This is a genomic window from Chryseobacterium sp. R2A-55 (assembly GCF_021401085.1).
Taxonomy (GTDB): Bacteria; Bacteroidota; Bacteroidia; order Flavobacteriales; family Weeksellaceae; genus Kaistella.
The window spans coordinates 307,168-322,691 of sequence record NZ_JACBFP010000001.1 but is presented as its reverse complement, the minus strand read 5'-3'; the positions used below and the strand labels follow the sequence as shown (position 1 = coordinate 322,691).

The following is a 15,524-nucleotide window of genomic DNA, read 5'->3' as shown; positions in this document are numbered from 1 at the left end:
GAATTATTTCGGGCGTTCTTTTTCTTCAAAGTTATGGGCCATCCCGATAAAAAATCCCAACCAATCCCAACGCCATTTTTTGTCGGGACCGCGCTTGGAGTTTGTGCTGAGCGAAGTCGAAGCATTGCTATCTTTTTGTTTTTTTCGCACCTTTTCCCATTCTAAAAAAACAGAAAGGATTTCCATAGCAAACCGAGTACGCGAGGTTCAAACGATTCCATTAAAAAAATAGAAAAAGTATTAATTAATCGCTGGTCCGTAATACCACGCAATCGTAGCACCCATCCATAAAAATGAAAATTCGTGAATTTCTGGGAATAAAAATTTAGAACCAAGATGTCGCACCTTCGGCGCTCCGCTATCTTCAAAAATGTGTCTTTCTAACAATATCTCGTCGCTCTGCAACTTTTTACACTTGCTTATTTTCACTTTAAAGAATCGTCTAGCAAAACTTTTGTGACTTTTGCGGTAGAAATAATAAAACCCTATTTTTGTAAAAAAGCAACCCATTGAAACTTCTCGAAGCCCTTTCCAAATATATAAAAACCGACGCCGAAACCGAAAACTTTTTCCGCAAAGAAACCGAAACCAAAGTGTTCGCAAAAGGTGAATTGTTGAGCAAACAAAATACCTTTAACCGCACCGTTTTTTTTATGGAAGAAGGTTTGGCAAGAATGTTTTATTACGAAAAAGGAAAAGACATCACGACCAATTTTTTTTCCGACGGAAAAACATTTGCCAACCTCGACACTATTTTCACAGCAGAACCAACGCGTTACAATATTGAGACTTTAGAAGAAAGCACCATCACTTTCTGCCATTACGACAAATTGGAAGCATTGTGTTCCGTTTCTTTGACTTCAGCCAATTTCAGCCGTTTCATCCTCGGAAATCTGATGTCGCAAATGGCGAAAAGAATCAACTCGCTACAATATATGACCGCGAAGGAAAAATATGCCCAACTTCTAGAAGAGAATCCCAACATCATTCTTCGAGCACCTTTAGGAATGATTGCAACTTACCTGGGAATTTCGCAGGAAACATTGAGTAGAATTCGTAGCGAAATTTAGCTGTCGGCTTTCGTCGATCTGCAATATGCTTTTGTAAATCGCAAAAATTTTGGAAAAAAATCCTGCGAAAAAATAATCGCAGGATTTTTACTTGGCTCTTGGTTCTTTTTACTTGGCTCTTTAATAACTGTCCTCATGCACAGAAACCACCGCTCTTCCGCTTGGATCATTCATTTTTTTGAAGGCTTCATCCCATTCCAAAGCGATCGGAGTAGAACAAGCGACGGAAGGAACAGAAGGAACGGTCGCCGCAGCAGTTTCACTTGGAAAAAATTCTTCGAAGATCCTTCTGTATCGGTATTCTTCTTTGTTTTGAGGGGTATTCAGTGGGAAGAGGAGTCTTGCGTTTTCCATCATCTCGTCAGAAATTTCATCCTCCGCTTTTGCCTTCAAGGAATCAATCCAGGAATAACCAACACCGTCGGAAAACTGCTCTTTCTGTCTCCATAGAATGGATTCGGGCAACAAATCCTCAAATGCTTTTCTCAGCACCCATTTTTCCATTTTCCCTTGTGTTTTGTCAACCATTTTATCATTCGGATTAATGGTCATTGCCACATCTACGAATTCTTTGTCCAGGAACGGAACCCTGCCTTCAACTCCCCAACTCATCAATGCCTTATTTGCCCTTAAACAATCATAAAGATGCAGTTTCTCAAGTTTCCTCAAGGTTTCTTTGTGGAATTCTTCTGCATTCGGTGCTCTGTGGAAATAGAGGTAGCCTCCGAAAAGCTCATCACTGCCTTCGCCTGATAGAACCATTTTGATTCCCATTGATCTGATGACTCTTGCCAATAAATACATCGGTGTGGAAGCGCGAACAGTGGTTACGTCATAAGTTTCCAGGTGATAGATTACGTCTTTCACCGCGTCTAAACCTTCCTGCACCGTAAAATGGATTTCGTGGTGGATGGTTCCGATATGATCCGCCGCTTTCTGCGCAGCTACCAAATCCGGTGAACCTTCCAAACCTACCGCAAAGCTGTGAAGTCTGGGATACCACGCTTCCTGAGTGTCGCCGCTTTCAATTCTGTTTCGAGCATATTTTGCGGTAACTGCTGCGATAATCGAAGAATCCAAGCCGCCTGAAAGTAAAACGCCATATGGCACATCGCTCATCAACTGGCGGTGAACCGCATCTTCTAAACCTTTTCTGATGGCCGAAATCTGGGTTTCGTGGTCTTTCACTTTTTCAAAATCCTCCCAGTCTCTGTGGTACCATCTCTGCATTTCCTGACCATCTTTGCTGTAAATAAAATGTCCGGGAAGAAAGCACTCTATGGTTTTGCAAATTCCCTCCAAAGCTTTTAATTCGGAAGCAACATAATAGTTTCCATTTTTGTCCCAACCTTGGTATAGCGGACAAATTCCCATGTGGTCGCGACCGATCAGATAAACATCATTTTCAATATCATAAAGCGCAAACGCGAAAATTCCATTAAGTTTTTCAAGGAAATTTTTTCCGTATTTTCGGTATAGTGCAAGAATCACCTCGCAATCGGAATGGGTCAAAAACTCATCATCCTGGAATTCCTTTCTCAGTTCCTGATGGTTGTAAATCTCACCATTGACCGCCAAAACCACTTTTCCGTCTTTGGTGAATAACGGTTGTTTACCCGAAGTTGGGTCCACAATTGCCAATCTCTCGTGGGAGAAGATTACTTTTTCATTGTGGAAAATCCCACTCCAGTCCGGACCCCGGTGTCGAATTTTTTTAGACATTTCCAGGATTTGAGGTCTTAAAGTTTCCGTTTTCTGTTTTGCATCCAAAAGACATACTATTCCGCACATATTTCTTTTTTAATAATTAAAAATCAACTTTAGAGTCGTGAATTTTAATCGGCATGATTTTCCTTAAAATCGGTAAAGTCAAGAATTAAAATTCTGATGCAAACTTAACGAGTTGATTTATAAAACTAAAGTAAATATTTACTTTAAAGAAAATATGTGCGTTAATAGCGTAAATTACGGAATAAATTTAATCAGTTAAAGCTTTTATACTGATCAGTACTGAAAAAATTAAACTTGCGGATATTGTCCCTGAACTTTCAAGGTGCATAATGGAAATCTTCATTTTGGAACAGCAAAGGGAAATTTAGAATCAAAAATAATCACTAACTATTTCAAAAAAGGAGTTTTACTGATTCAATAAAACTGCAGCCTCTTTCGCCGCATAAGTGAAAATCATGTCTGCTCCTGCTCTTTTGATGCAGGTCAAACTTTCTATGATCGCTTTGTCATTGTCGAGCCACCCATTTTGTGCGGCAGCTTTCAGCATGGCATATTCTCCGCTTACATTATAGGCCGCGACAGGCAAATCGATGGTTTCGCGAACTTTGGAAACAATATCCAGATAAGGAAGTCCGGGTTTGATCATGATGATGTCTGCACCTTCCGCCACGTCTTTCAGAACCTCGTCAATCGCCTCCCTGGAATTGTGGAAATCCATCTGATAGGTTTTTTTATCCATTGGAATTTCCTGGTTATCAACCGGGGCAGAATCCAAAGCACTTCTAAAAGGTCCATAATAGGAACTGGCATATTTTGCGGCATAGCTTAAAATTCCTACATCCGTGAACCCACTTTCCTCTAATCCAGTCCGGATTGCGGCAACTCTGCCGTCCATCATGTCACTTGGCGCGACAATATCGGCACCTGCTTCCGCATGAGAAACTGACATTTTGACCAATGCCTCATTGGTGGCGTCGTTATCAATTTTTCCACGTGTGATGATTCCGTCATGTCCGTAAATGGAATAAGGGTCAAGCGCCACATCTGGCATGATTACCATCTCTGGAACTGCATCTTTAATGGCTTTAATGGTATTCTGCATCAATCCGTTTTTATTCCATGCTTCTTTTCCCGTATTGTCTTTCAAGCCTTCGGAAACCTTCATATACAGGTTAACCGCCTTTATCCCAAGAGAAAAAAGTTCTTTGCATTCCGTCAAGGTAAGATCAAGCGATCTTCTAAAAATTCCCGGCATAGATGGGATTGCTTCCTGTTTGTTCTGTCCTTCCATGACAAACAGTGGCATTACGAAGTCATTGGTGGTCAAGACGGTTTCCTGCACAAGTGCTCTGATTGATGCATTGGTTCTTAATCTTCGGTTTCTTGAATAGATGATCATTTTTGGAATGGTATTTGAAATATCTCCTGCAAATTTAGAGATAGTTTTTTTAAAATTCTGTTGTATATTAATTTGAAATTGTTACTTTTGTAATGATATTTCGACATAAAAAGTAATTATCGGTGAAAAAATTATTAGTTTCTTTACTATTTATCGGTGGTTTAACAGTTTTATCGGGAAATCTTTCCGCTCAATCTGTTTCAAGGGAACCAGCCGCAACATCTCAGAAAGCTGACGATGGAGTGTTGGTCGCTTACCCAAATCCAGCCCGAGATTTCGTAATTCTTAAATCAAAAGATCCGAATTTGAGAATTAAAGACGTTACCTTCTATTCTATTTTAGGAATGGAAGTAGCTCAATATTCTGTCAATATGAATTCTGGTGAAATCCGTTTGGATAAACTCAGACCCGGAAAATATCTGATGAGATATACTTTAAGTGACAATACTCAGAAAGTTACCCAAATCGTAAAACAATAAATCAAGTTCCTGAAATTTTTTCAGGAATTTTTTTTGGTTTACCTTAAAATATCAGAAAATCTTCAAATCTGAAAATTTCGCTATTTTTGCCTGATGGAAATGCGGGAAAAAATCGTGATTATTGGCGGTGGTTTTGCAGGATTGCAATTAGCCAAGACGCTCAATAATAAAAATAAAAAAATCATTATCATCGACAAGGTGAACCACCACATGTTTCAACCACTTTTTTACCAGGTTGCATGTGGACGGATCGAGCCTTCCAATATTTCATTTCCCTTTCGAAAGATTTTTCAGAATTCCAAAAACATCCGTTACCGAATGACGGAAGTAGTTAAGATCATTCCCGAAGAAAACAAAGTCCTAACCAACACAGATGATGCTGAATTCACTTATGACAAACTGATCATTGCCACTGGCTGCAAAACCAATTTTTTTGGAAATCAAATGATGGAGCGCCTCTCTTTCGGGATGAAAAATACCCAGGAAGCAATTGCCATCAGGAATCATGTTTTGATGACCTTCGAGAAATTAATCATCGAAAGAAAAAGAAGTGATGACGGGAATTGGAATATCGTAATTGTGGGAAGCGGTCCTACTGGGGTGGAATTGGCGGGAGCTTTTGCAGAAATGAAAAAAGACATCCTTCCGCGTGATTATCCCCATATGAATTTTGATGATTTGAATGTGATTTTAGTGAGTTCTACTGAGAAACCACTGAGTGTCATGAGCGATGAGTCACAGAAAATGTCTGAGAAATATTTAAAGGATTTAGGGGTGAGGTTTTTGAGCGATGAGTTCGTGACAGGTTATGATGGCGATAAAGTCACCATGCAGAGCGGGAAATCCATTCCATCCAATAATGTGATTTGGGCGGCAGGCGTTACCGGAAACATCATCGATGGACTAAATCCAGAAGTTTTGGTCAAAAACAGATATCGAACAGACCGTTTCAACCGAGTTCAGGGGTACAAAAATATTTTCGCGATTGGTGATATTGCGTATATGGAGACTCCGAAATATCCGCTTGCGCATCCGCAGGTTGCCAATGTGGCCATCAATCAGGGGAAGAATCTGGCAAAGAACCTGCTGAGGAAGTCCGAAAATGATTGGACTGAATATGAATATCAAGATCAGGGAAGTATGGCGACGATCGGAAAACATAGGGCAGTGGTTGACTTACCGAAGTTTAAGTTTCAGGGATTTTTCGCCTGGTATTTTTGGATGTTCCTTCATCTGATGTTGATTTTAAGTGTTCGGAACAAAATTGCGATTTTCTTCAACTGGATGTGGAGTTATTTTAACAAAGACTCATCGCTAAGGCTCATCATTGTACCAAATAAACATAACGGAACCCAGCAATGAGAATAGATATTATAAGTGTTTTGCCAGAATTGATGGAAAGTCCATTCAAGACATCTATTTTGAAAAGAGCGATGGATAAAGGTTTGGCAGAGGTTCACTTTCATCAGTTACGCGATTTTGGATTGGGAAAGTACCGGCAGATTGATGATGAACCATATGGAGGTGGAGCGGGAATGGTAATGATGTGCGAACCATTAGACAATTGCATTTCTGCACTGAAGTCGAAACGGAATTATGACGAAATCATTTATCTGACTCCTGACGGCGAAACTTTAAACCAAAAAATTGCGAACACACTCTCTATTAAAGATAATCTGATTTTTCTTTGTGGCCATTATAAAGGGATTGACCAGCGAATCCGCGAGCTGCATGTGACTCGTGAAATTTCAATCGGCGATTACGTTTTAACAGGTGGGGAATTGGCGGCATGCGTTTTGGCTGATTCAGTGATCAGGCTTCTTCCCGGAGTTTTGAATGACGAGCAGTCAGCGCTGACAGACAGTTTTCAAGATGATTTACTTTCGCCACCAATTTATACGAGACCTGATGAATACAAGGGAATGAAAGTCCCGGAAGTGCTCCTTAGCGGCAACTTCAAAAAGATTGAAGAATGGCGTCATGAGGAGGCTTTAAAAATCACAGAGAAAAAAAGACCAGATCTTTTGCATTAAAAGTAAAGATAATTAATTATTTTTGTAGAGTATTGAAATCTCTATAATTTAGCGTGCAATTTGCCAATGATAAATGACGACACCAGAGAATTGATCGCATTTTATAATGTAGAAAATCTGTTCTTGCCGGATCCGCCTGCTGTCCACAAACTCGATCCCACTTTGTCGGGACTTCGAAACTGGGATGCGCGAAAGTATAGAAACAAACTGTTCAAAATTTCGCACGTTTTTCAACTGATAGAAGAATCCGAAATGGTATTGCCAATGCTCATTGGACTTGCAGAAATCCAGGGCAGGAAACCGCTGGAGGAATTGGTCCAGCTGGAACCTTTCAAATCCAATTATGGAATATTGCACTATGAATCCATGGACGAAAGAGGAGTTGATGTAGCATTGCTTTATGACAAGTCTAAGATTGAAGTCGTTTCGTCCGAGCCAATTTCTTATTTTTTCGAAATTGATGATGAGGATCCCGCAAATTACGATACCACGCGGGATATTTTGTTTTGCAAATTAAAATTCGAAGGTAAAATCATCAATATCTTTGTGGTTCATCTTCCTTCCAAAAGAGAAAAGGATGTTAATAAACCAAAACGAGACTATATCTTGAAAGACGTGAGGATTCATACCGAAGAATTACTGTCCAAAACGGAACCGGTCATAATTTTAGGAGACTTTAATGAAAACCCTGATGATGAAAATTTAACGAAATTACTTTATGGCGAAAGTTCCGATAAAATATTAAAAAATCCCTATGTTGATTTGTTTCGTAAAGGAATATTTTCCACATTTCATTTTAAAGATGGTCTGCTTTTCGACCAAATAATTCTTTCGGATGAATTTTTTGTTGACAATGCTTTGATTCAATTCAAAAATGCAAAAGTTTTTAATTCTGAAAAATTAAGTACATGGGACAGGAAACATACAGGCAGGCCTTTTCGTACTTTTGCCGGCTCAAGGTATTTAGGCGGATACAGCGACCATTTTCCGGTCTTCGTAGAGTTTTCGATTAACGAATCTACACCAAAAAAGTAAAGAGAAATAGAAAATTAATAGAAATAATGAGAAACTTAGTAAACAGCGGATACCATTTGGATTCTGTTGACAAAGAAATTATTGATCAACTGATGAGCAACTCGAAGACTTCCTTGGCGAAAATATCCAAAGAAGTGGGGATTTCTACCACCGCAGTGCATCAAAGAATCAAGAAATTAGAGAATGGAGGAGTTATTGAAAACTCGATCTCTCTTCTAAATCCGAGAAAAATTGGGTATAAGGTGGTTTCCTATATAGGAGTTTACTTGGAGCAACCCAGCCATTACACAGAGGCGATCAAATCACTTAAGAGTGTGAACGAAGTAGTGGAAGCACATTACACCACCGGCAATTACACCATTTTCCTAAAAGTTTTGTGTCGTGATAATGACCACCTGATGCATATCCTGAATAAAATCCAAAAACTAAAAGGAGTGACCAGAACGGAAACCTTTATCTCCCTGGAACAAAGTATCAACAGACAGTTGAGGGTAGAATAATTTCAGAAAGAATTCTAAAATTGGAAGACATTGACGTAAAGTTGATGTCTTTTGTTTTGCCCTAATTGACCTTTTCGTTAAACATTGGAAAAGAATTCCTTATTTGCCAAGAAATGGTTATTTTTACCTCCCCAAATTCATTGGCGAATCGTTCTTTTTTAAACTTAAAAATTATGGAAAAAGTTTTGGAAAAAAATTATACCGATAGCCATCAAAGTAAAATAGAAGAAAGAAACGAAGGTTTGTCCTTCAATACGAAATATTTTGATGGAATCAATATCAACCGAAGCGCAATCGAAAGACGCGTTGGAACACTTACAGCAAGACGAAGTGTAAAGAAAGAATTCCAGGCAGCATGGCTGTTGAAAGCGATTTCCATGATTGACCTCACCACACTTGCCGGAGACGATACCCGAGGAAATGTGCTGCGACTTTGTGAAAAAGCAAAACATCCGGTTCGCGAAGACCTTCTGGCAAAACTCGGAATGCAGGACGCCGGTTTGACAACTGGCGCGGTCTGCGTTTATCACAACCTGATTCCTTTCGCCAAAGAAGCCTTAAAGGGAACAAGCATCCCAATCGCGGCAGTTTCCACAGGATTTCCGGCCGGAAAGATTTCGTTGGAAGAAAAATTAACTGAAATCAAAAAATCAGTTGCAGCTGGAGCCACAGAAATCGACATCGTGATTTCCAGAGATTTGGTGCTCGAATCAAAATGGAAAGAATTGTATGAAGAAGTGAAACTTTGCAGGCAGGCATGTGGTGATGCACACATGAAGACGATTCTCGCAACCGGAGAAATCCCTACCTATACGAAAGTGGCAAAAGCAAGTTGGGTAGCCATGATGGCAGGTTCGGATTTCATTAAAACGTCTACCGGAAAAGAATCCGTAAACGCCACTTTGGCAGTAAGTTTGGTCATGATCCGCTGCATCCGCGACTATTATGAATTGACCGGTGTGAAAGTCGGATACAAACCAGCTGGAGGGATCCAGAAAGCAAAACAGGCACTCGATTATTTAATCCTGATTAAAGAAGAATTAGGAAACGACTGGCTCAATCCGCATCTTTTCCGATTCGGAGCAAGTTCGCTTTTGGGCGATATCGAAAGACAACTCGAACATTACGTAACCGGAAGATACAGCGCAGGATTCAGACATCCCATGGCATAAATTTCATAAGGAATAATTAAAAATTACTAATGAATAATTTTGGAAATCCTAATCAATACATTTTCAAGTTTTCAAATTGACACATTTTCAAATCAAAAAGATGGAAATCAAAGAAATATACGACACTATGGTTTACGGTCCCGCTCCAGAAACTGCAGAACCTGCAATAGAATTTTTAGAAAACCACAAAAGAAGTTTTGACCTTTTTATCGGTGGAGAATGGGTGAAACCCAATTCGAAAAAATACATGGATTCCATAAATCCAAGCAATAAAGAATTTTTGGCAAAATTTGCGGAAGCAGATGAAACCGATGTGAACAAAGCCGTGAAAGCCGCAAAAGATGCGCTTCCAGCATGGGTGAAAATCGGTGGCTTCGGAAGAGCAAAGTATCTTTATGCTTTAGCAAGACAAATTCAGAAAAATTCAAGATTGTTCGCAGTCCTGGAGACTTTGGACAACGGAAAGACGATCCGGGAAACCCGCGATATTGATATTCCCATCGTGGCGAGACATTTTTACAATCATGCAGGCTGGGCAAAATTAATGGATACCGAATTCAAGGATTATAAAGAAGTCGGGGTTATCGGGCAGATCATTCCGTGGAATTTTCCTTTGATGATGTTGGCTTGGAAAATCGCTCCGGCTTTGGCGATGGGAAATACGGTAGTTCTAAAACCTGCGGAATACACTTCGCTGACCGCACTGCTTTTTGCTGAAATCTGTGAAAAAATAGGACTTCCAAAAGGTGTGGTCAATATCGTGACCGGAAAAGGTGCGGTTGTGGGAACAGCTTTGGCGAGTCATGAAGACGTCAACAAAGTCGCGTTCACAGGCTCCACCCGGGTTGGAAAAATCCTCAGAACAGAAATTGCAGGAAGCGGAAAGAAAATCTCCCTGGAATTGGGCGGAAAATCTCCATTCATCGTTTTCGAAGATGCCGATTTGGATTCTGCGGTGGAAGGAATTGTGGATGCGATTTGGTTCAACCAAGGTCAGGTTTGTTGTGCAGGTTCCCGACTATTGGTTCAGGAAAGTATTGCTGAAAAATTCTATAAAAAGTTAAAGAAAAGAATGGAAACGCTCCGAATCGGCGATCCTTTGGATAAAGCCGTCGATATGGGCGCTATTGTAGATAAAGTTCAACTGAAAACCATCGACGATATGGTGAAACTAGGCGTCGAAGAAGGTTGCAAAATCCATCAGCCGAAAACCGGACTTCCAAAAAATGGTTGGTTTTTCCCACCGACTTTGTTTACCGATGTTCCGACGAGCTCTGTGATTGCACAGGAAGAAATTTTCGGGCCGGTTTTGGTGGCAATGTCTTTCCGCTCGCACAATGAAGCGGTTGCTTTGGCGAACAACACGAGATACGGTTTGGCTGCAAGTATTTGGACGGAAAACATCAACCTCGCTTTAGACATCGCGCCAAAAATCAAAGCAGGTGCAGTTTGGATTAACTGTACGAATCAGTTCGATGCGAACGCAGGTTTTGGCGGTTACAGAGAATCAGGCTTTGGAAGAGAAGGTGGAAAAGAAGGACTTTATGAATACCTAAAACCAAGAATTGAAGAGGAGTTCGCTTCAAAACCGATCGTTCCAAAAGCAATGAAGTCCAAAGATTCTAAAAAATCAAACCTTTTAGCGGAAATCGACCGAACCACAAAAATGTATATCGGCGGAAAACAGGCACGTCCGGATGGTGGTTACAGTAGGGAAATCAAAAATGCGTTCGGTGAATACATCGGTGAAGTTTCCGAAGGAAATAGAAAAGACCTCCGAAACGCCGTAGAAGCAGCACACGCCGACAAATCCTGGAGCGGAATGACCGGTCACGGAAGAGCGCAAGTTCTTTATTATATCGCAGAAAACCTCTCGATTCGTGCCGAAGAATTTGCCGAAAGAATTGTGGAAATGACCAACCAAAGTTTGGAATCCGCAAAAAATGAGGTAGAAAAATCCATCGAAAGAATTTATACTTACGCCGCTTTTGCCGATAAATATGATGGTGCAGCACATTCCACCGTTCAGCGAATGGTGACTTTGGCAATGCCGGAAGCAGTGGGAGTGATGGCGATTATCTGTCCCGATGAAAATCCGCTTTTGGGCTTTATTTCCACGGTGATTCCTGCGATTGCGATGGGAAATAACGTGGTGGTGGTTCCTTCCGAAAAGCATCCGTTTTCGGCGACCGATTTCTATCAGATTTTAGAGACCTCCGATGTTCCTGCAGGAACGGTAAATATCGTGACCGGAAACAAAGAGGAACTCGCAAAAGAATTGGCAAAACATTACAACATCGATGGAATTTGGTATTTTGGCACCAAAGAAGGAAGTAAGGATATCGAATTGCTTTCCACCGATTCCATGAAACGTTCTTGGGTGAATTTCGGAAAATACAGAAATTGGCTCGATGTTGCCCAAGGCGAAGGTCAGGAATTTTTAAGACACGCCACGGAAATTAAGAATATTTGGATTCCTTATGGGGCTTAGAATATTCGAGATTTGAAATTCAATATTTAATTCCTTTCGGTTTCGGAAGGATTTTTTTTAGTTTAAAATTAGAAATTATGTATATTTGGTTTTGTCTTCAATTTGTACAAAGATTATTTGAGTATAAATCCTAAAGAAGGTAAAATATATTATATAGAAGTAAAAGCAAAATATGGTTCTTATGGCGGGAGAACAGTTAGCGGAGAACTTGAAACAGAAAAAGCATTAAAATTATTATCTAAATATGACAAACCTAAAGTGAATTATATAGAATAAATGTAGTTTTTAATATTGCTAAATTCCATTATCACAAAATTTATCCCCAACCTTTCCCCTTCCAAAAAATCCATAACCCGCCAAAACTCAAAAATAAACCGAGTTTTGGCGGATTATGATTTCGCTAATCCGTAAACAAATCTGTAATTTCTAAACTTTTTTCCACCAATTCTCGGCTGTATTCGTTTTCCTTTATCCCGAAAGTGGTCACCAAAGTGAGGAAGATGTTTTTCCTTGTCGCCAATTCTTTTTGCAATTCGGAAACCTTGTTTTTCAGTTCGAGATAGTATTTTTTGGTGATGATGAAGGGCGAATTATAGAACTTCATTTCGCACACATTCATCACATTATCGGCACGGTCGATTAGCAAATCGATTTGTGCATTCGGATTAAACCAACTGCTGCTTTGCGAATAAATGGCATCAATCCGAAGTGCTTTTTTAATTTGGTCGATATGCTTCAAACAAACCGTCTCAAAACTAAAACCCGACCACGATGCAAAACTTTGTCCCGTCTGCAATCGCTGCCAAGTTCCGGCGCCATTTTCCCTGTTGGGTTCAATGAATTTTAAGTAAAATTTGGAATATTCGTCCGACAAACGATACAGCGAGAGCTGCTTTTTATTTCCTATGTACGAATATTCGCTCACGAATCCTGACTCTGTGAGTTCCGACAATTTTAGGGAGAAATCGCCGCCGCTCAATAATTTGCTTTTGTCCAACAATTCCTGTCGCGTAATACCTTTGTTGGATTTCGCCAAAGTTTTGATGATGGAAAGATGTTTCTCCGAACTGTCAAAAAGCGAGACATACAATTGATTGAACTCGTTTCGCAGAAAACCGTCTTTTGAAAAGCAAAGTTGATCGATGTTTTGCGCGACGCTCAATCCTTTTTTCAGTTTTTCCAAATAGTGTGGAACGCCGCCAATCGCCATATAAATCTGCAACACATCATAGTGCGTGTAACGAATTCCACGGCTTTTCAGGAACAAATCGGTTTCATATAAATTGAAAGGCAAAAGTCTGATTTGCTGTGTAATTCTGTTGTGAAGTCCGCCTTTGTTTCGAATGATTTTCTGTATCATATACGAAGCTGCAGAACCACAAATAATCACAATAAGATCGTTTCGTTTGGTGCAGTAACTGTTCCAAAAATTCTCGAAAGCGGTAAGGAATTTCGATTTCGCTGTTGCCATCCACGGAAATTCATCAATGAAGATGACTTTCTTTTTGGCGGATTTTAAACGATTCAAACGTTCTTCAAGCAAAGTGAATGCATCAAACCAATTGGTTGGAATTTCCTTTTCCTTCTTTTTCGAATTTCTGGACAGTTCTTTAGCAAAATTTTGTAACTGGTCACTCATCGCACCGTTGTAAAGTCCAGAAATTTCAAAGACGATTTCCTTTTTAAACAATTCGCGAATGAGAAAAGTTTTCCCGACACGTCTTCTTCCGTAAATGGCAATCAGTTCGGATTTGTCTTTATCCAAAGCGTCTTTCAGGATTTCGCTTTCGTATTTTCTGCCAATAATTTTTTTTGACATAAAAATTATATTTCGCCAAAATTAATAAAAAAATAGAGTTTTGGCGAATTATAATTAAAATTGATTTAAATTCCAAAGTAAAAATCTATTTTTGCAAACCCATGGCAAAGCGCACCGTAAAGAGAAAAACCACTAGAAAAATTCACAAAAATCGCAAGAAGCATTGGCTTTTGCGCAGGGAAATTTTATTATTGATTTTGGCGTTGGCTTTGCTTGGAACCGGATTTTATTTAAAAGAAAAGATTCAGTTTTATTATGCGATGTATTTCAACAAGTTTGAGCATCGAAAACTCTCCAATTCCGAATTTGAAGAAAAGAGAATCAACCGAATCATCGGAGATTATGCCGATAAAATTTTCGGAATCGATATGTCGCATTACCAACGAAAAGAAGATATTGAATGGGACAGTCTAAGCATCGGAAACCGTTCTATTCCTATTAAATTTGTCGTTCTTCGTGGAACGATGGGAAACAAATCAACCGACAAACATTTCCAAGAGTTTTGGAAATTGGGCAAAAAACATAATCTCATTCGCGGTGCCTATCATTTTTACCGAGCCGACGAAGATCCCGTAATGCAAGCGAATAATTTCCTGGAAAATGTGAAACTGGAATCGGGAGATTTGCCACCGATTTTAGACATTGAGAAAATTCCAAGCCGAAAATCCAGTGAAAAATTGATAGAAGATTTAAAAATTTGGTGCAAGATTGTGGAAGAAGCATATGGTGAGAAACCGATTATCTATTCTTACTACCATTATTATAAAGATTTTTTGAGGGGACATTTTGACGATTACCCGCTTTGGCTCGCCAATTACAACGATGTTCCGCAACCGTCACCAGACGATCAATGGAAGTTTTGGCAGTTCACCGAAAACGGTATTGTTTACGGAATCAATACGAAAGTGGATGTGAATGTTTTTAATGGAAGTATGTGGAGTCTGAAAAGGCTGACTTTGGATTAGGTTTCAATTCTTGAAGGATTCAAGAATAAGAAAACGCTTTCAAACTTGGTGGATTTTTCTCAAAATTTAAACGCTCCAATTCCAAATCATAATTCCTTTGAAGACGAAGCCAAAACTCTGCTTTTCCTCCAAAAACTTTTTCAATTCTTAATGCAATATTGGGCGTAATTCCACCTCTTTTGTTCAGAATTTTTGATAAAGTTAGGCGCGAAATATCAAGTAAAGAAGATGCTTCTGTAATACTTAAACCAGTTGGAAAAATGACATCTTCCCCTAAAATCTCACCAGGATGAACGATATTGCTATGATGTTTTTTCATTTTCTTAATTTTTTTTTAAACGGTTCATTCAATGATAATCTAAAAAATCAACCACACATGCTTCATGTGTATGATTATCGAATTGGAAAATTATTCGCCAATTCCCAGTTACGGTTATCGACCAAAAATCCTTTAATTTCCCTTTTAATAAATGTGGTCGCAGATGATCCAGATTTTGTAAATCTTCAGGAACTTCTTCCAAATTATCAATGATAACCAATAATCTGATGATTTTATCAACCATATTTGCAGGCAATTTACTTCGGTCTCCTTTCGTCCAAAGTAATTTCAAACCTTTATGTTGAAAAGATACAATCATCGATGGGCTGTATGCTGCAAATATACAATATATATTCCAATGTTGTTGAAAACACGTTTCTCTTCTGATTTTAATCATCATTCATCAATCATCACTTATTACTTTTCAATTATCACTCATCACTTATAAATAAGATTCGTATTTTCGCAATCGCTAAACATCCAGCACCCAACATCCATCATCCAGCAAAAA

The 15,524-nt window shown here is 39.3% G+C and carries 16 protein-coding genes; 10 read left to right on the top strand and 6 right to left on the bottom strand.

Annotated features, from left to right (window positions below; translation table 11 throughout):
* Positions 1–3 precede the first annotated feature (3 nt).
* Positions 4–186, bottom strand: a complete 183-nt coding sequence (locus tag L0951_RS01490) for a hypothetical protein (protein WP_234108982.1) — start codon at positions 184–186, stop codon at positions 4–6.
* 323 nt (positions 187–509) lie between these two features.
* On the opposite strand from L0951_RS01490, the gene L0951_RS01485 reads away from it, so the two are divergent.
* Complete coding sequence (locus L0951_RS01485) at positions 510–1,070, top strand: Crp/Fnr family transcriptional regulator (RefSeq protein WP_234108981.1); 561 nt, start codon at positions 510–512, stop codon at positions 1,068–1,070.
* A gap of 120 nt (positions 1,071–1,190) precedes the next feature.
* Here the strand turns inward: L0951_RS01485 and asnB are convergent, their stop codons facing one another.
* Positions 1,191–2,861 carry an asparagine synthase B gene (gene asnB / locus L0951_RS01480; RefSeq protein WP_234108978.1) on the bottom strand — a complete coding sequence of 557 codons (1,671 nt, stop codon included), beginning with the start codon at positions 2,859–2,861 and terminating at the stop codon, positions 1,191–1,193.
* Between the two features lie 346 nt (positions 2,862–3,207).
* A complete protein-coding gene (gene hemB / locus L0951_RS01475) occupies positions 3,208–4,200 on the bottom strand; it encodes a porphobilinogen synthase (protein ID WP_234108976.1) in 993 nt (330 codons plus the stop codon).
* Between the two features lie 122 nt (positions 4,201–4,322).
* Here hemB and L0951_RS01470 point away from each other — a divergent pair, with 122 nt between their 5' ends.
* The 8 genes from L0951_RS01470 (at position 4,323) to L0951_RS01435 (ending at position 12,186) form a co-directional block, all read left to right on the top strand.
* Positions 4,323–4,679 (top strand): T9SS type A sorting domain-containing protein, encoded by a 357-nt coding sequence (locus L0951_RS01470; protein ID WP_234108974.1) that lies wholly within the window; start codon positions 4,323–4,325, stop codon positions 4,677–4,679.
* A gap of 93 nt (positions 4,680–4,772) precedes the next feature.
* Positions 4,773–6,041: an NAD(P)/FAD-dependent oxidoreductase gene (locus tag L0951_RS01465; RefSeq protein WP_234108972.1), complete on the top strand. Its 1,269-nt coding sequence runs from the start codon at positions 4,773–4,775 to the stop codon at positions 6,039–6,041.
* Positions 6,038–6,712 carry a tRNA (guanosine(37)-N1)-methyltransferase TrmD gene (gene trmD / locus L0951_RS01460; protein ID WP_234108971.1) on the top strand — a complete coding sequence of 225 codons (675 nt, stop codon included), beginning with the start codon at positions 6,038–6,040 and terminating at the stop codon, positions 6,710–6,712. The genes L0951_RS01465 and trmD overlap by 4 nt, the downstream gene beginning before the upstream one ends.
* A 66-nt stretch (positions 6,713–6,778) precedes the next feature.
* On the top strand, positions 6,779–7,747 hold the full coding sequence (locus L0951_RS01455) for an endonuclease (RefSeq protein WP_234108968.1): 969 nt from the start codon (positions 6,779–6,781) through the stop codon (positions 7,745–7,747).
* Between the two features lie 26 nt (positions 7,748–7,773).
* Entirely contained in the window at positions 7,774–8,247 is a 474-nt protein-coding gene (locus L0951_RS01450) for an Lrp/AsnC ligand binding domain-containing protein (protein ID WP_234108966.1), read from the top strand.
* 173 nt (positions 8,248–8,420) lie between these two features.
* Entirely contained in the window at positions 8,421–9,419 is a 999-nt protein-coding gene (deoC, locus tag L0951_RS01445) for a deoxyribose-phosphate aldolase (protein WP_234108964.1), read from the top strand.
* A gap of 100 nt (positions 9,420–9,519) precedes the next feature.
* Positions 9,520–11,910, top strand: a complete 2,391-nt coding sequence (locus L0951_RS01440) for an aldehyde dehydrogenase family protein (protein ID WP_234108962.1) — start codon at positions 9,520–9,522, stop codon at positions 11,908–11,910.
* A gap of 102 nt (positions 11,911–12,012) precedes the next feature.
* Positions 12,013–12,186, top strand: coding sequence for a hypothetical protein (locus L0951_RS01435; protein WP_234108960.1), 174 nt, complete (start codon positions 12,013–12,015; stop codon positions 12,184–12,186).
* Between the two features lie 124 nt (positions 12,187–12,310).
* On the opposite strand, the gene L0951_RS01430 is transcribed toward L0951_RS01435, so the two are convergent.
* Positions 12,311–13,729 carry an ATP-binding protein gene (locus tag L0951_RS01430; RefSeq protein WP_234108959.1) on the bottom strand — a complete coding sequence of 473 codons (1,419 nt, stop codon included), beginning with the start codon at positions 13,727–13,729 and terminating at the stop codon, positions 12,311–12,313.
* Between the two features lie 101 nt (positions 13,730–13,830).
* On the opposite strand from L0951_RS01430, the gene L0951_RS01425 reads away from it, so the two are divergent.
* A complete protein-coding gene (locus L0951_RS01425; protein ID WP_234108958.1) occupies positions 13,831–14,694 on the top strand; it encodes a glycoside hydrolase family 25 protein in 864 nt (287 codons plus the stop codon).
* Positions 14,695–14,713: 19 nt separating this feature from the next.
* Here the strand turns inward: L0951_RS01425 and L0951_RS01420 are convergent, their stop codons facing one another.
* Together L0951_RS01420 and L0951_RS01415 are read right to left on the bottom strand one after the other, a co-directional pair.
* Positions 14,714–15,013, bottom strand: a complete 300-nt coding sequence (locus L0951_RS01420; protein ID WP_234108955.1) for a HigA family addiction module antitoxin — start codon at positions 15,011–15,013, stop codon at positions 14,714–14,716.
* Positions 15,014–15,041: 28 nt separating this feature from the next.
* Positions 15,042–15,413, bottom strand: a complete 372-nt coding sequence (locus L0951_RS01415) for a type II toxin-antitoxin system RelE/ParE family toxin (protein WP_234108951.1) — start codon at positions 15,411–15,413, stop codon at positions 15,042–15,044.
* Positions 15,414–15,524: the final 111 nt, after the last annotated feature.